The organism is Agathobaculum massiliense (assembly GCF_900291975.1).
GTDB classification, from domain to species: domain Bacteria; phylum Bacillota; class Clostridia; order Oscillospirales; family Butyricicoccaceae; genus Agathobaculum; species Agathobaculum ammoniilyticum.
Genome location: NZ_OMPN01000001.1, coordinates 499,776 through 514,452 on the forward strand (window position 1 = coordinate 499,776; position 14,677 = coordinate 514,452).

General features: G+C 56.4%; 16 protein-coding genes and 2 tRNA genes. 10 read left to right on the forward strand and 8 right to left on the reverse strand.

Features of this window, described 5'->3' with window-relative positions:
• Positions 1 to 33 precede the first annotated feature (33 nt).
• The 5 genes from DBQ51_RS02480 (at position 34) to DBQ51_RS17315 (ending at position 2,776) form a co-directional block, all read left to right on the forward strand.
• Positions 34 to 465: a DUF6100 family protein gene (locus DBQ51_RS02480; RefSeq protein ID WP_107630682.1), complete on the forward strand. Its 432-nt coding sequence runs from the start codon at positions 34 to 36 to the stop codon at positions 463 to 465.
• On the forward strand, positions 452 to 1,483 hold the full coding sequence (locus tag DBQ51_RS02485; protein WP_107630683.1) for a hypothetical protein: 1,032 nt from the start codon (positions 452 to 454) through the stop codon (positions 1,481 to 1,483). Before DBQ51_RS02480 ends, DBQ51_RS02485 begins: the two co-directional genes overlap by 14 nt.
• A gap of 132 nt (positions 1,484 to 1,615) precedes the next feature.
• On the forward strand, positions 1,616 to 2,041 hold the full coding sequence (locus DBQ51_RS16965; protein WP_242977806.1) for an N-terminal phage integrase SAM-like domain-containing protein: 426 nt from the start codon (positions 1,616 to 1,618) through the stop codon (positions 2,039 to 2,041).
• 142 nt (positions 2,042 to 2,183) lie between these two features.
• Positions 2,184 to 2,555, forward strand: a complete 372-nt coding sequence (locus tag DBQ51_RS17310; RefSeq protein ID WP_277997737.1) for a site-specific integrase — start codon at positions 2,184 to 2,186, stop codon at positions 2,553 to 2,555.
• Positions 2,450 to 2,776, forward strand: coding sequence for a tyrosine-type recombinase/integrase (locus DBQ51_RS17315; protein WP_277997708.1), 327 nt, complete (start codon positions 2,450 to 2,452; stop codon positions 2,774 to 2,776). The genes DBQ51_RS17310 and DBQ51_RS17315 overlap by 106 nt, the downstream gene beginning before the upstream one ends.
• A gap of 115 nt (positions 2,777 to 2,891) precedes the next feature.
• Here DBQ51_RS17315 and DBQ51_RS02495 read toward each other — a convergent pair.
• The 3 genes from DBQ51_RS02495 to DBQ51_RS02505 all read right to left on the reverse strand — a co-directional run bounded on the left by DBQ51_RS02495 (position 2,892) and on the right by DBQ51_RS02505 (position 5,911).
• Positions 2,892 to 2,982, reverse strand: a tRNA-Ser gene (locus DBQ51_RS02495).
• Between the two features lie 86 nt (positions 2,983 to 3,068).
• On the reverse strand, positions 3,069 to 4,250 hold the full coding sequence (locus DBQ51_RS02500; protein ID WP_107630684.1) for a phosphodiester glycosidase family protein: 1,182 nt from the start codon (positions 4,248 to 4,250) through the stop codon (positions 3,069 to 3,071).
• Between the two features lie 29 nt (positions 4,251 to 4,279).
• A complete protein-coding gene (locus tag DBQ51_RS02505) occupies positions 4,280 to 5,911 on the reverse strand; it encodes a DEAD/DEAH box helicase (RefSeq protein ID WP_107630685.1) in 1,632 nt (543 codons plus the stop codon).
• Between the two features lie 126 nt (positions 5,912 to 6,037).
• On the opposite strand from DBQ51_RS02505, the gene DBQ51_RS02510 reads away from it, so the two are divergent.
• The gene (locus DBQ51_RS02510; RefSeq protein WP_054326164.1) at positions 6,038 to 6,889 is read left to right on the forward strand and encodes a putative manganese transporter; all 852 of its coding nucleotides are present in this window, start codon (positions 6,038 to 6,040) and stop codon (positions 6,887 to 6,889) included.
• A 47-nt stretch (positions 6,890 to 6,936) separates the two neighbouring features.
• On the opposite strand, the gene DBQ51_RS02515 is transcribed toward DBQ51_RS02510, so the two are convergent.
• From DBQ51_RS02515 to DBQ51_RS02525, 3 genes are all read right to left on the reverse strand, one after another.
• A complete protein-coding gene (locus tag DBQ51_RS02515) occupies positions 6,937 to 7,548 on the reverse strand; it encodes a CpXC domain-containing protein (RefSeq protein ID WP_107630686.1) in 612 nt (203 codons plus the stop codon).
• A 141-nt stretch (positions 7,549 to 7,689) separates the two neighbouring features.
• Positions 7,690 to 8,064, reverse strand: coding sequence for a DUF2752 domain-containing protein (locus DBQ51_RS02520; RefSeq protein WP_159068045.1), 375 nt, complete (start codon positions 8,062 to 8,064; stop codon positions 7,690 to 7,692).
• Positions 8,064 to 9,668 (reverse strand): ABC-F family ATP-binding cassette domain-containing protein, encoded by a 1,605-nt coding sequence (locus tag DBQ51_RS02525; RefSeq protein WP_107630688.1) that lies wholly within the window; start codon positions 9,666 to 9,668, stop codon positions 8,064 to 8,066. The genes DBQ51_RS02520 and DBQ51_RS02525 overlap by 1 nt, the downstream gene beginning before the upstream one ends.
• A gap of 174 nt (positions 9,669 to 9,842) precedes the next feature.
• Between DBQ51_RS02525 and DBQ51_RS02530 the strand changes: the two genes are divergently transcribed.
• The 3 genes from DBQ51_RS02530 (at position 9,843) to DBQ51_RS02540 (ending at position 11,429) form a co-directional block, all read left to right on the forward strand.
• On the forward strand, positions 9,843 to 10,364 hold the full coding sequence (locus tag DBQ51_RS02530; protein WP_107630689.1) for a nitroreductase family protein: 522 nt from the start codon (positions 9,843 to 9,845) through the stop codon (positions 10,362 to 10,364).
• A 16-nt stretch (positions 10,365 to 10,380) separates the two neighbouring features.
• A complete protein-coding gene (locus DBQ51_RS02535) occupies positions 10,381 to 11,097 on the forward strand; it encodes an NAD-dependent protein deacylase (RefSeq protein ID WP_054326330.1) in 717 nt (238 codons plus the stop codon).
• Between the two features lie 116 nt (positions 11,098 to 11,213).
• The gene (locus tag DBQ51_RS02540; RefSeq protein ID WP_054326161.1) at positions 11,214 to 11,429 is read left to right on the forward strand and encodes a DUF378 domain-containing protein; all 216 of its coding nucleotides are present in this window, start codon (positions 11,214 to 11,216) and stop codon (positions 11,427 to 11,429) included.
• Between the two features lie 47 nt (positions 11,430 to 11,476).
• Here the strand turns inward: DBQ51_RS02540 and DBQ51_RS02545 are convergent, their stop codons facing one another.
• Both DBQ51_RS02545 and DBQ51_RS02550 read right to left on the reverse strand, forming a co-directional pair.
• The gene (locus tag DBQ51_RS02545) at positions 11,477 to 12,769 is read right to left on the reverse strand and encodes an O-acetylhomoserine aminocarboxypropyltransferase/cysteine synthase family protein (RefSeq protein ID WP_107630690.1); all 1,293 of its coding nucleotides are present in this window, start codon (positions 12,767 to 12,769) and stop codon (positions 11,477 to 11,479) included.
• A gap of 249 nt (positions 12,770 to 13,018) precedes the next feature.
• Entirely contained in the window at positions 13,019 to 14,410 is a 1,392-nt protein-coding gene (locus DBQ51_RS02550; RefSeq protein ID WP_054326159.1) for a glycine--tRNA ligase, read from the reverse strand.
• Positions 14,411 to 14,564: 154 nt separating this feature from the next.
• Between DBQ51_RS02550 and DBQ51_RS02555 the strand changes: the two genes are divergently transcribed.
• Positions 14,565 to 14,640: transfer RNA gene (locus DBQ51_RS02555), tRNA-Ala, on the forward strand.
• Positions 14,641 to 14,677 lie beyond the last annotated feature (37 nt).

Consider the following 14,677-nt stretch of genomic DNA (forward strand, 5'->3'; position numbering starts at 1 on the left):
ATATCTTTTTCGCGGGCATGGGTGGGGAGAAGCATGGCAGAGAGCAGGTCTGCGGTGCTTCCGGATGGGTATGCGCTGGAGGTCAGAGAAGACGGCTCGGTGGCGATCCGGCTTCCGCTGCGGCTGTCCAAGCGGAGCAACGACAGCGCGTTCGTATACGCGCCGCTGGATACGCTCCTTGCCCAGCACGCATCCGCCCTGCCCAGATTCAAGGAATGTACGATAAAATTCCTCCACTGTTACGCCTCATCGCATCATCCCGCGGATGTGCGCGACCATGATAATCTGGAGACACGCGCCGTGCTCAATGTCATCGAGCGGTACCTGCTCACCAGTGACAGCGGTATCTACTGCTCCAACATCCAGACAAGCTGCTGGGCGGAACAAGACCAGACCATCATCGTTATCCGCCCCTACAAGATACCGGTCTGCAATATAGGAGATGGCCGCCATGCGCATCTTTAGGAACAGTACCGCAGCCTACCTGCTGCTCATCAGCGCGCGCTATGGGCAGCTGCCGTACCGTGCGCTGCGCTTCCTCTCCCTGCCCTACGAAACCGCAAAGAATGCATTCCAGAAGCTGTGCCGCGCTGGGTATCTCGAAGTCGTCAAGGCGCCGGGGCATAAGAGCTTTTTTCTCACGGACAGCGGCTACGAGGCGTATTTCCAGACTATGATGAAGGACGACGATTCGCTGGAATGGGATGACTGGGAGAAATTTTCGGACAAGCCGGAATTTACCCGCAATATTCAGAAAGCCATCCGGCTCAGCCGTATCAATGAAGCGCAGCTATTCTTCTTTTTCCTCGGGCTGGCGCCGTACCAGACCTCGCTGGAAGTCAAACATGAAATGGAGAAAAAGGCTGCCCGCAGCTCGGATAGCCTCAAATATTCCCGTTTTGTCGGCATTACCTGGCGCGGTCAGCAGTCATCGCTGGTCTACCATTTCAGCAGCGGCAACCAGCGGCTCAACACGAACGGCGAGCGGAATGCCGCGGCACTGTTCAGCGACTACAGGCACCCATGCGGCAAGTTTATCCTGACCGAAACGGAAAAAGGCATCGTGGACATTTTGGAATACTCCCTATGGACGCTGAACAAGAGCAGCCGTGAACTCCGGCACATGCAGCTCAACTACCATATCACCTACGAGGACAACACGATCCTTCTTCCGCTGACCAAAGACGCAGGGGATTTTATACGGGCTTTCCAACATACGGACTGGCCGCAGACCGTACAGCGCCTGGAGGAGGACGCGCGACCCAAAGAGGGGATATTTCTGTCCACGCTCGACGGCACATGGATGGATGTGCTAGCCTACTTATCCGAGGAGCATACACCCGATATGCCTGTGACGTTCGCGGTCTGGGCTATCCAGCTCCCAATCCTGCGGGAGCTGACAAGACGCGGCTTACTGCCGGACGGCTGGCAGGTCGTTTCCTATCAGGCAGGGGATTTCTGCCGCGGAATACCGCCGTTCTGACATAGCAGGACTGTTCGCATATATGCAAACAGTTCTGATCAGACAGGCAGATAGAACCACTACGCATCCAGCATGGAATATGCTATACTGTTCATAGCAACGGGATCCATGTGCCACAGAAAGGAGGTCATCGTGGCACAAGTCAAAAAGACCCGCAACGCCGCGGGCAACGGAAATATCCGAAAGCAGAAAGATGGGACATGGGAAGGCCGGTACACCGCAGGCGCCGATCCCAAAACCGGCAGGCAGATCCGCCACTCTATTTATGGGAAAACACAAAAGGAAGTACGGGAGCAGCTCCGGCAGATCACGACCGATGTAGATACTGGGGCTTATGTCGCGCCATGCGCGATGAAGTTTTCCGAATGGCTGGATATCTGGCTGGAGGAGTACCTCACCGGCCGCTCGCCGCTGACGGTCAGCTCCTATGAAAGCTATGCACGCAACCATATCAAACCCGCATTGGGAGCGATCCGCTTAGACCATATCACGCCAGTCCACAATTCAAAAATTTATCAACGCACTTACAAAAACCGCTTTATCCCCAAAGACTGTTAAAAACATCCACGGGATTATGCATCGGTGCTTACAGCAGGCTGTGCTGATAGGCTATCTGCGAAATAACCCTGCTGATGTCTGTAATCTCCCCAAGATCCCCAAATCGCACATACAGCCGCTGTCGGATGAACAAATCGCTGCAATGATCCATCAGCTGCAAAGTTATCCATCCCCCTATACCACGTTGTATTTTGTCACTTTGTTTACCGGTATGCGGCAAGGCGAGGCTTTGGGTCTGAGCTGGATGGATATCGATTTTAACCGAAGCACGATACACGTTCGCTGGCAGCTTCGTAAGCTCCGCAAAAAGGGAGCAGGCTACGAGTTCGCCGTGCCTAAAGACAATGACAGCCGACTGATCCGTCCAGCCGATGCAGGAAGCACTGTGCAGAACGGAAACGGCAGCAGTTGGCCGCAGGTCCGCTGTGGAACAACTCCGAAGACCTCGTTTTTACCAACGAATTCGGGAAACATCTGGCACATATCACCGTGTATAAAAAATTCAAGGTATTAGCAGCCGATCTCGGTTTTCCCGCATGCCGCTTCCATGATCTGAGACACACCTACGCGGTCGTCTCCCTGGAAAACGGCGACGATATCAAGACCGTTCAGGAAAATCTCGGCCACGCCACCGCAGCGTTTACCCTTGACGTCTACGGCCATGTGACCGACCGGATGCGCAAGGAAAGCTCGGACCGCATGGAGAAATTCATCCATCAGGTGTCCACCCTGTAAAATCCTCTTAGGGGTATGGATAGGGGTGGGGAAATTTATATCCGCCAAAAAAGTTTTGAATCCTTCATACAAAAATAAAAATCGCACTTTTCATTCTCAGAAAAGTGCGAAATTTTGGCGGAGAAGGTGGGATTCGAACCCACGTGACGTTTTACCGTCAACTCGATTTCGAGTCGAGCTCGTTATGACCACTTCGATACTTCTCCATTTTGCGCCTGTCCTACAGGCGCTTAATTATTTTACCATATGCTGCGCTGAAACACAAGGCTTTTTTCATTTTCCATCCGGATTTTTATTTTACCAAGAAGGCGTCCGGCAGATAGCGGCCCTCCGGATTCTTGGAAAGTGTGGTCGGGCTGGTGATTTCCCGTCCGTCGTACACCATAACCGAGGACGAGCCTCCGTCCAGCATGGAGGCTTGGTATGCGCCATAGCTCTCCATGATCTCGCCGCAGCGCTCGATCGAAATGCCAAACGAGTGGAACTGCCGCCCGTCCACGACCAGCATAATCACAGTGCCGTCCTCTGCCTGTCCGATCGCAGTACGCGGCTGCTCTTCATTCAGCCCCGTACCCGCGACCAGGTTTTCCCCATTAATGATAAGCGCCGGATGGAATTCGACCGCATCCCGCAGATTGGAGGTATCGCTGAACGCGCCGACCTGCAAATGGTCGTTTTCATCGAAGCCGATGATCTTCCAGCCGTCTCCGACCGCGCTCTGCAGTTTCCTGCCCTCGCTTTTCAGGAACCCATATGGCAGCCCGCCTGTACCGTTCCCCTCATAATCGGCAAAGCCGGATGCGTTGATGCCGAGTATAGCGTCATACGCGCGCGTTATGTCCGACACATAGGAGCCATATTCAAACAAGCCCTCGCAGGTGCCGACAATCACACGCTCCGGCTGCTTGCACAGCGCCAGCTTACCCGCATACTCCATACCGAGCGCGTCCTCGCCGACCACCTCCGCGATCAGGATACCGTATTCCACGTTGATCGCTAACACCGTATCCCCCTGCTTAGTCGTTATGCCGGTATGATAATCCCTTTTGTCCGCTTCGCCGATCAGGTCAATATCAATATGGTCGTATCCGTTGGCTATGTACTCCGGATTGTCCTGAAGGAATTGCTCAAAGCTGTCCCTGTCCAGTTCGGAAAAGGTCTGGTAAAAACGCTCCTTGGGGGTGGATGCCGTCGCCGTATGATTTCCACTGTCTCCCCAGGCGCTTTCCGCGCCCTCCTGCTTCTGGTTCAGCAGATAGCGTTTCACCATGACCTCCTCGATAATATCGTGTGGGATAAACCAGGTGGCCAGCCACTGATGCGTCATCGTCCCCATTGCGGTCTCGATATACCACTCTCGCCAGCGTGTTACAAATGCATTGGGCGTATACAGCAAAAAGGGGTAGACCACGGTCAGGCATATCATAAAAAAACAGGTTAGCCCTAAGGCAAAGCGGTGTCTGGCGCCGTTCATGGTCTGTTTTCTCCCCTTTTACGCTTTTTCTATTTCCCGCTGCGGCGGCGCGGGCTGTGGCGGCGCGCCGTTGCGCTTTTCTTCTCCTGCGGCTGCGCCGCAGGAGATTTTTCCGCCTTCTGTCCGCGGGCCGACAGCGCGGCCTCCACCTTTTTGCGGATACGTTCCGCCGCCTCCGCGCTCAGCGCATAGGCGCGGGACGGGGTATGCGCGTCCACCCGCGGTTCATTTTTTTCAAACCGCGCGTATGGGTCGTTTCTCCGTCCACGTCCGCGGGATACGGATGCGGCGGCGGTGCGCCGCGCGCGCGGTGCGGCCGCTTTCGCGCGCTGCTCCAGCTGCAGCTCCGCCGCTTTTTCCCTACGCGGCGCACGCTTGGCAGGCGCGGCTTTGCGCGCCTTCTGCTTCTCGGCCTTCTCCCGCTCCGCTTCAGCCGCTACCGCCTCTGCGGGGGCATTTTCCGAAACCAGCTTGCGGCGGGTGCGGGTATTCGTCGTTTTGCGCTGGCCGCTCTCCCGCTCTGCGGAGGCCGCTGGCTTTTCCTCATGCGGGATCTCGCCCGCGACCGGTATCTTTTTCCCGATCAGCTTTTCGATATCCGCAAGATACGGCCGCTCGCTCCGGTCACAGAACGAAACCGCCGTCCCCTCCTGTCCGGCGCGGCCCGTGCGGCCAATGCGGTGGACATACGTTTCCGGAATATTGGGCAGCTCGAAATTGATCACAAGCGGCAGCTCGTTGATATCGATGCCACGCGCCGCAATATCGGTCGCGACCAGCACCGCAATCTTGCAGGCCTTGAAATCCGCCAGCGCGGTCTGGCGCTGGTTCTGCGATTTATCGCCGTGGATCGCCTTGGACTTGATGCCCGCGCGGTTCAGGTCGCGCGCCACACGGTCCGCACCGTGCTTGGTGCGCGTAAAGACCAGCGTTTGATGCACGTTGCTTTGACGGATGACCTCGGTCAAAAGTTCCCGCTTTTCCGCTTTTTCGACCAGATACACCTTTTGCTCAATTTTCTCGACCGGCTTGGCGGACGGCGTAATCGAGATCCTTGCCGGATTCTTCAAAAGCCTGTTGGCCAGCGACGCAATCTCCTGCGGAATTGTCGCGGAGAACAGCAGCGTCTGCCGTTCCTCCGGCAGATACTTGATAATGCGCTTGACATCTGGGAAAAAGCCCATATCCAGCATGCGGTCCGCCTCATCCAGCACAAAGCATTCCACCTTGTCCAGCGAAACCAGCTTCTGCCCCATCAGGTCCCACAGCCGGCCGGGTGTTGCGATCAGGATATCCGCGCCGCGCTGCAGCGCTTCCACCTGCGGCACCTGGGAAACGCCGCCGAACACCACCGCGGCTGTGCAGCGCGTATAGCGCGCGTACTGACACACATTTTCATAAATCTGCAGCGCCAACTCGCGGGTCGGCGTCAGGATCAGCGCCCGCACCGCGCCCGTTTCCCCCTGCGCGCATAAGCGTTGGATGATCGGCACGGAAAACGCGCACGTCTTACCCGTACCGGTCTGCGCGCAGCCCATCAGGTCGTGTCCGTCCAGAACGGGCGGAATCGCCTTCTGCTGGATCGGCGTTGGCTGCTCATAGCCCGCCTCTTCCAGCGCTTTGAGAATATTTTTTTCGATCTTTAGTTCTTGAAATTTCATAATATCGTTTCGTTTCCTTTTTTGAATTGGCTGATTCCGGCAAATCCCGCTTGCCCGAACGCACCGCCTTGTGTTATACTATTATAGTACGTTTTTATGCCCCCATTAAATCTGAGGTGAATCTTTTTGCTGCATCTTTTAGCCCATGTGGTACCCGAAGCGTTTTTCGATGTCGTCAAAACCGTACCTCTGCTGCTGCTGGTTTATGCTTTGCTTTACTATATCGAAAACCGCCTCACCAACACCCCCGCGCTGTTGTCCCGCGCGGCGCAATTCGGTCCGGTCGTCGGCGCGCTGGCCGGAACAATCCCACAATGCGGGTTTTCCGCAGCCGCGGCCGCGCTCTTTTCCGCCGGCTATCTCGCCCCCGCGACACTGGTCGCCGTCTTTCTGGCTACCTCCGACGAGGCGGTGCCCGTTATGCTGGCCGGCGGTGCAAGCGTGCCGCAGGTCGTGCTGCTGCTGGCGGTCAAATTCGGCATTGCGGTGATCGGCGGCTATATCCTGCGTTTTACCGTATTCCGTTCCCACCGCGCGGAAAGCGGCGAAGCGCTGGAGATCGAAATGACCGCCTGTGACTGCAGTGCAGGCTCGCCTATTTGGAGCGTTGTCTGGCACACGCTCAAGACCGCGTTCTTCCTGTTTGCCGTACTGCTTGCGCTGAATCTCGTGGTACACGGCATCGGCGAGGAGCGCGTCGCCGCCCTCATGCTGTCGGACAGCATTTTCCAGCCGCTGCTCTGCGCGCTGCTCGGCCTGGTACCCAGTTGTGCGATGAGCGTTTTGCTCTCCGAGCTTTTCGTCAGCGGGACGATCAGCTTCGGCGCTTTGATCGCCGGCCTGTCAACCGGCGCCGGCTTCGGCTACATCGTCCTCTTTGAAGAAAAAGAGGGCCGCCGGCGCGCGCTTCCGGTCATCGCGGCCACGCTCGCCGTTGCAGTCATCGGCGGCACGCTTGTCCAGTTCTTTTACGGATAACACAGCCGGTATTTTCAACAGCCTCTCCTATACGGAGCGGCTGTTTTTTATCCCAGCTCGTGCAGCAGCCCGAGCGCCTCGTGCGCCCAGGTCATGTCAATGCGCGCAAAATCCCCGCCGGTGGTATACAGGTAGTCCTCCACATCACCGTGTATGCGCTGGTAAACCGCCCCCGGCATAGCGGCGTATTGCTCCGCCCCGTCCGACAGCACGGCAACGAACCGGATATCCCCCGTGCGCTCGTCCAGTTCATGAAACAGCAGTTCAACCACATCCAGATCGTGGTCCAGTTGGGTAAACAGCAGCAGCTTCATGATCTCAACCGTGCGGTCGTCCAGGCCGCGCTCCAGAATATTGATCTTTTCGCGGAACGCGTTCATACTGTCCACAATACGCAGGGTATAGCCTGCCAGCGGGTCGAATTCCGCGCGGGGCGCTTCGCCCTCCTCCGGCCACAACCAGACCATAAACTGATTCGACATATCATGGTACAGGCAGGGGTACACCACCAGCACGGTTTCGCCGCAGTTTGGGCATGCGACGCGGAAGCAGGACAGATCCTGCACCTTAGCCCGCAGTTCGGGATTACGGTCAATATTGATATGGTCGAGCATCTTATGGTCGGTCTCGGCCTGACAATGCGGACAGGTAACGGTCATAGCTGCGTTTTCCTCCTCGATATATGCCCAGTTATTTTATAGTATACCACAAAATACCGGATATAGGCAAGCAATCGCGCCGGATTTATCCAGCACAGAAAAGCAGCGCACGGCCCGCGCCGCGCGCTGCTGTATCCGGTTTCAGACAGACCCCCATACCAGCGGGTCGTGCGCGGCCAGACGAACTATCCAGACCGCCGCCCAGAGTGTCATTACACCCCAGAGCAGCGCCCGCTCGCGTGTTTTGCTGCCAAGCAGCGGTTTTTTCCCGAACAGGACATATAAAACCACCGGCGGCAGCACATAGACCATCGGATGATACCGAAACGCTGCCGCAAAATCCAGGCGCAGCAGCGCGTATACCGCGCGAGACAGGCCGCAGCCTGGGCATGGCACGCCGATAAAATGCTGCACCGGACAGCCCCACCCTAGCAGGGAAGCGCTGAGGCTCGCTGCTCCGAACAGCAGCCCGATCACAAGCACGCCGAGCAGCCCCGCCCCGAAACGCCCGCGCATCAGCCCTGATAGGTTTCGCGGAACTCGAGGAACTCGTCGTAAGTGCATTCCTTGTCCAGAACGCCCTGTTCCCGTATCTCGATGATGCGGGTCGCAATGGTCTGCACAAACTCATGGTCATGCGAGGCGAACAGCACCGTACCCTTAAAATCGCGCACGCCGTTGTTCACGGCAGTGATGGATTCCAGGTCCAGATGGTTGGTCGGCTGGTCGATGACCAGCACATTCGAGCCGAACAGCATCATTCGGGCAAGCATCAGGCGCACCTTTTCGCCGCCGGACAGCACGCGCACCGGCTTATACACATCATCGCCCGAGAACAGCATCCGTCCCAAGAAGCCGCGCAGCGTGGACTCCAGCGTATCGGTCTGGGAATAGGGTGCGATCCAGTCGAGCATGTTTTCCTCATGGCCCTCGAAAAAGTCGTTGTTATCTTTGGGGAAATAGCTCTGCGAGGTGGTCACGCCCCACTTGAAGCTGCCCTCGTCCGGCTTAATCTCGCCCATCAGGATTTGGAACAGCGTGGTCATGGCCAGCTCATTATCCGAGATAAAGGCGATCTTATCCCCGCGGCGCACAATGAAAGACACATTATCCAGCACCTTTTCCCCATCAATGGTTTTGGAAATGCCGCGCACCTCTAAGATATCCTTTCCCGCCTCGCGGTCCTGCTGGAACGCGACCCACGGGTAGCGGCGCGAGGAGGCTGGCAGCTCCTCGACGGTCAGCTTGTCGATCAGCTTGCGGCGGCTGGTCGCCTGGCGCGATTTGGACTTGTTGGCCGCAAAGCGCTGGATGAAGTTCTGTAACTCCTTGATCTTTTCCTCGTTCTTGCGGTTCTGGTCTTTAATCATGCGCTGGATGAGCTGCGAGGACTCATACCAGAACTCGTAGTTGCCCACATACAGCTTGATCTTACCGTAATCGATATCCACAATATGGGTACATACGTTATTGAGGAAATGGCGGTCGTGCGACACCACCAGCACAGTGCCCTCAAAGTCCGCGAGGAAGTCCTCCAGCCAGCGCACCGCCTGGATATCCAAGTGGTTGGTCGGCTCGTCCAACAGCAGGATGTCCGGCTTGCCGAACAGCGCGCGGGCAAGCAGCACCTTGACCTTTTCCACGTCCCCGAGGTACTGCATCTCAGTATACAGGATCGCGTCCGCGTCCAGTCCCAGGCCGTTGATGAGCTGCCCCGCCTCGGTTTCCGCGTCCCAGCCGCCCATCTCAGCAAACTCGGCCTCAAGCTCGGCGGCCTTGTTGCCGTCCTCCTCGGTGAAGTCCTCCTTGGTATAAAGCGCGTCCTTTTCGCGCATCACTTCCAGCAGACGCGGGTTGCCACCCAGCACGGTATTCAGCACGCTCTCCTCATTAAAGGCAAAGTGGTCCTGCTTAAGCACGCTCATGCGGGTCTTGGCCGCGATGGACACCGTGCCGGTCGAGGGGTCGAGGTCGCCGGACAAGATGCGCAGAAACGTGGATTTGCCCGCGCCATTGGCGCCGATAACGCCATAGCAGTTGCCCTCGGTGAATTTCAGGTTTACGTCTTTGAACAGCGGCTCGCCGCTGAAGTTCAGGCTCAGGTCGGTAATCGTGATCATATCGCGTTCGTCTCCTCCATCCATTTTTTCAAATCTGTATCAGTATACCATATAAACGCGGTTTTTCACAGTTTTTTTACAACCTTTCCCGCATTTTTGTTCATCTTGTATTGAAACCGGCCGCGCGGAGCGCTATACTATATTTATTCTTATCGTTTAAGGAGGTCTTTCCCTATGTCCAACCTGATGCAAGTCATCCAAAGCCGCCGCTCCACGCGCGCGTTTCAGGCCGAGCTCCCGCCCAAGGAACAGATCATGCAGCTTGTCGAGGCCGCCGAGTGGGCGCCCTCCGGCGTAGGCAAATACCTGTGGCATTTTACAGTCGTTTACAGCGCGGAAAAATCCTACAAGCTCGCCCGCGCAGTCGCTGAGGTGGACAACCGCGGTCCGGAATACAACTTTTACGGCGCTCCGGTCAACATCATCATCTCCTATCAGCGCGGCGAGCACCACGCTTTCGTCGACGGCGCCGCCGCGATGGAGAACCTGCTGCTCATGGCCACCGAGCTGGGGCTTGGTTCTTGCTGGATCAACCAGCTGCGCGAGACCTGCGACATCCCCTCGGTGCGCGCGCTGCTGACCGAATACGGCGTGCCGGAGGACCATATCGTCATCTGCTCCGCCGCGGTCGGCTACATTGCAAAGGAGACCCCCGCCAAGCCCCGCAGGGAGGGTACGGTCACGTTTACGGAATAAAAGGAGGCGCGCCGGTATGGACGCACAGATCGCAAAGTTAAAAGAATGGGTCGATGCGAGCGACAATATCGTTTTCTTCGGCGGCGCAGGCGTATCCACGGAAAGCGGCATCCCTGACTTCCGCTCGGTGGACGGGCTGTATAACCAGCAGTACAAATACCCGCCCGAAACCATTTTGAGCCATACGTTCTTCATGGCTGAGCCGGAGGAATTTTTCCGCTTCTACCGTGCAAAAATGCTTGCGCTGGACGCGCAGCCCAACGCAGCGCACCGAAAGCTGGCAGAATGGGAGCGCATGGGCAAGTGCCGCGCGGTCGTCACGCAAAATATCGACGGGCTGCACCAGAAGGCCGGCTCCGAAGAAGTGCTTGAGCTGCACGGCTCGGTTCTGCGCAACTACTGCATGCGCTGCCGCAAGCCGTACGACGTACGTGACATCGCCGCGGGCAAGGGCGTACCCAAATGCACCTGCGGCGGCACCATCAAACCGGATGTCGTCCTCTACGAAGAAAGCCTGGACAGCGTTACAATCAACAAAAGCGTCGAATACATTGCAAATGCGGATATCCTGATTATCGGCGGCACCTCGCTGGCTGTTTATCCGGCCGCGAGCCTGATCGATTATTACCGCGGTAGCAAGCTGGTACTGGTCAACAAAACCTCTACCCCTGCCGACCGCCGCGCGGATCTGGTCATCCACGCGCCGATCGGCGAGGTTTTCTCACAGCTTTAAAAGGCGCCCCCCAAGCAGCGCAACAGCCGGCTTTGATAAAACAACTATTTTCCGTTCCGTATATTTCTCCCTTTTTCGGCCATACTATTGCAAAACCAAGAGGGGAGATTTTTCAAATGATCGATAAAATCGCGCTGACACTCGCTATCATCGGCGGCCTGAACTGGGGCGGCGTCGGCTTGTTCGGCTTTGACCTCGTCGCATTTCTGTTTGGCGGCTCCGCCAGCGTAATGAGCCGTATCGTCTATTGCCTGGTCGGTCTGGCGGCGGTCTGGTGTATCTCGCTTCTGTTCCGAAATGTCCAGGAGCCTGTAGAGCGACATGCCTCCTGAACAAAAAAGAACACCCGATCGGGTGTTCTTTTTTGCACTTCCATCTTTCATGCGAGCGCCTGCTCCAGGTCGGCCAGAATATCCTTGATATTTTCCGTACCGATCGAAAGCCTGATCGTGTTCGGCTTGATCCCTTGGTCGAGAAGCTCCCGTTCGTTGAGCTGTGAATGCGTCGTGGTCGCTGGATGGATCACAAGGCTCTTAACATCTGCCACATTGGCCAGCAGGGAGAATATCTGCAGCTTATCGATAAAGTGATGCGCCTCCTCCTGCCCGCCTTTGATCTCAAACGTGAAAATAGAGGCGCCGCCCTGCGGAAAGTATCTCTGATAAAGTGCATGATCCGGATGCTCCGGTAAAGAGGGATGATTGACGCGCTCTACCTTGGGGTGCGCTGCCAAGAACGCAACGACCTGTTTTGTATTCTCCGCATGCCGTTCCAGCCGCAGCGACAGCGTTTCCACCCCCTGCAGGAGCAGGAACGCGTTAAACGGCGATATTGCCGCGCCCGTATCGCGCAGCAGAATCGCACGGATGTAGGTGACAAACGCCGCTGAGCCAGCCGCCTCGGTGAACGATACGCCGTGATAGCTGGGATTTGGCTCGCTGATCGGTGCGTACCGGCCAGACGCCGCCCAATTGAATCTACCGCTGTCTATAATCACACCGCCGAGCGTTGTTCCATGTCCCCCAATAAACTTGGTCGCCGAGTGAACGACAATATCCGCCCCATGCTCGATCGGCTGGATCAAATAGGGCGTGCCAAAGGTATTGTCGATCACCAACGGCAGGCCGTGCCGGTGAGCGATCGCCGCGATCGTATCGATATCAGGAATGTCACTATTCGGGTTTCCCAGAGTCTCCAGATAAACCGCCTTTGTATTCGGCTGAATGGCCGCTTCCACCGCCGCAAGATCATGTGCATCCACAAAAGAGGTCGTTATTCCATACTGCGGTAGGGTATGCGCCAACAGATTATAGGTGCCGCCGTAGATCGTCTTTTGCGCCACGATGTGTTCCCCTGCCTGTGCCAGCGCTTGTATCGTATAAGAGATGGCCGCCGCTCCTGACGCGGTCGCTAACGCAGCCGCGCCGCCCTCCAGCGCAGCGAGACGCTTCTCCAGCACCTCCTGCGTCGAATTAGTCAGGCGGCCATAGATGTTCCCTGCATCCTCCAGGCAGAAGCGCGCCGCCGCATGGGCGCAGTTCTGGAAAACGTACGAAGCCGTCTGGTAGATCGGTACCGCGCGTGCGCCGCTTGCCGGATCCGGACTTTCCTGCCCGATGTGGAGCTGCTTGGTTTCAAACGCCCAATTTTCGGTATTTTTTATTGTTGTCATGGTAAGTGCTTCCTTTCCCTTTTGGTTTGTCATTACCGTTATTTCCACAGAAGCTGCGTCACATTCGCCCAAACCGAAAATTAGACCGCAGCAGCGTTTTTAGCCAAAAGCACATGGCGGCTCCTTCCTTAATTTCATATTATTCCAATAGGAATAATAAAATTATAAACTTCCCTACTTTACTTGTCAACCCCCTGTATAGAAAAAACCCGCTGCAAAATGCAGCGGGTTTTTGAAAACAGCGAATTTTCAGAATGCGATCTTCTTGGCAAGGTAGTCTGCAACATCCTCAATCCGGATGCGCTCCTGTTCCATGGTGTCGCGGTCGCGCACGGTCACGCAGCCGTCCTGCTCGGTTTCGAAATCGACCGTGATGCAGTAGGGGGTGCCAATCTCATCCTCGCGGCGGTAGCGCTTGCCGATCGAGCCAGCGTCGTCGAAATCGACAGAGAACTGCTTTGCCAGCATTTCCCACACCGGCATTGCCTTTTCCGACAGCTTTTTGGACAGCGGCAGCACGGCCGCCTTGAACGGCGCGAGCGCCGGATGCAGGCGCAGCACGGTACGCACGTCGTCCTTGCCGTTCTTATCCTGGCCGACGACCTCTTCGTCGTAGGCATCGCACAGGAAAGCGAGCGCCACGCGGTCCGCGCCGAGAGACGGCTCGATGACGTACGGGATATACTTTTCGTTCCCCTCCTGGTCGAAATACTCCATGGAAACGCCCGAAGTTTTCTGGTGCTGGGTCAGGTCGAAGTCGGTGCGGTCCGCGATGCCCCACAGCTCGCCCCAGCCGAACGGGAACAGGAATTCGATATCCGTGGTGGCATTGGAGTAGTGCGACAGCTCCTCCGGATCATGGTCGCGCAGACGCAGGTTCTCGTCCTTTATGCCAAGGGACAGCAGCCAGTTATGGCAGTAGTCCTTCCAGTATTTGAACCATTCGAGGTCGGTGCCAGGCTTGCAGAAGAACTCCAGTTCCATCTGCTCAAACTCGCGGGTGCGGAAGGTGAAGTTGCCAGGCGTGATCTCATTGCGGAAGGACTTGCCCACCTGTCCCACGCCAAAGGGGATCTTCTTGCGGGTAGTGCGCTGGATATTCTGGAAATTGACAAAAATACCCTGCGCGGTCTCCGGCCGGAGAAAGATCTCATTCTTGGCATTTTCGGTTACGCCCTGATAGGTCTTGAACATCAGGTTGAACTGGCGGATATCGGTGAAGTTATGACCGCCGCAGTTCGGACAGGCAAGCTGATGCTCGTCAATATACGTTTTCATCTGCTCGTTGGTCCAGCCGGCCGGATTCTCGCCGGCCTGCTCCTCGATGAGCTGGTCTGCACGGTGACGAGTTTTGCAGTCCTTGCAGTCCATCAGCGGGTCGGAAAAGCCGCCGACATGGCCGGAAGCGACCCAAGTGGTCGGGTTCATCAGGATCGCCGCATCCAGACCGACGTTATACGGACTCTCCTGCACAAACTTCTTGCGCCACGCGGCCTTAACATTGTTCTTGAACTCCACGCCGAGCGGGCCGTAGTCCCAGGTGTTGGCCAGGCCGCCGTAGATCTCCGAGCCGGAGTATACGAAGCCGCGGCCCTTACACAGGGCAACGATCTTTTCCATGGTTTTTTCGCTGTTGTTCATTTTACATTCTCCTTTTGGCGCATCTGGCTGATGCACGCTTTTTTTGCCAGCCGTTTAAAAAAATGCTTGACATGTTTCCATTCTACATGTATAATTATTACTTGTCAAGGGCAGTTAGTCTGCTACACCCAAGAGCGAAAAATTTTTTATATTTGGGCCTGTAGCTCAGTTGGGAGAGCGTTCGGTTCGCATCCGAGAGGTCGAGAGTTCGAATCTCTTCAGGTCCACCATAGATCCTTATTTTATCGGAAGATAAAATAAGGATTT

Coding starts and splice junctions, on each gene's coding strand:
- DBQ51_RS02525 (WP_107630688.1), bottom strand. CDS start 9,668: ATGATCACGATTACCGACCTGAGCCTGAACTTCAGCGGCGAGCCGCTG.
- DBQ51_RS02535 (WP_054326330.1), top strand. CDS start 10,381: ATGGACGCACAGATCGCAAAGTTAAAAGAATGGGTCGATGCGAGCGAC.
- DBQ51_RS02550 (WP_054326159.1), bottom strand. CDS start 14,410: ATGAACAACAGCGAAAAAACCATGGAAAAGATCGTTGCCCTGTGTAAG.
- DBQ51_RS02480 (WP_107630682.1), top strand. CDS start 34: ATGGCAGAGAGCAGGTCTGCGGTGCTTCCGGATGGGTATGCGCTGGAG.
- DBQ51_RS02485 (WP_107630683.1), top strand. CDS start 452: ATGCGCATCTTTAGGAACAGTACCGCAGCCTACCTGCTGCTCATCAGC.
- DBQ51_RS02540 (WP_054326161.1), top strand. CDS start 11,214: ATGATCGATAAAATCGCGCTGACACTCGCTATCATCGGCGGCCTGAAC.
- DBQ51_RS02520 (WP_159068045.1), bottom strand. CDS start 8,064: ATGCGCGGGCGTTTCGGGGCGGGGCTGCTCGGCGTGCTTGTGATCGGG.
- DBQ51_RS02530 (WP_107630689.1), top strand. CDS start 9,843: ATGTCCAACCTGATGCAAGTCATCCAAAGCCGCCGCTCCACGCGCGCG.
- DBQ51_RS02500 (WP_107630684.1), bottom strand. CDS start 4,250: ATGAACGGCGCCAGACACCGCTTTGCCTTAGGGCTAACCTGTTTTTTT.
- DBQ51_RS17310 (WP_277997737.1), top strand. CDS start 2,184: ATGATCCATCAGCTGCAAAGTTATCCATCCCCCTATACCACGTTGTAT.
- DBQ51_RS02545 (WP_107630690.1), bottom strand. CDS start 12,769: ATGACAACAATAAAAAATACCGAAAATTGGGCGTTTGAAACCAAGCAG.
- DBQ51_RS02515 (WP_107630686.1), bottom strand. CDS start 7,548: ATGACCGTTACCTGTCCGCATTGTCAGGCCGAGACCGACCATAAGATG.
- DBQ51_RS02505 (WP_107630685.1), bottom strand. CDS start 5,911: ATGAAATTTCAAGAACTAAAGATCGAAAAAAATATTCTCAAAGCGCTG.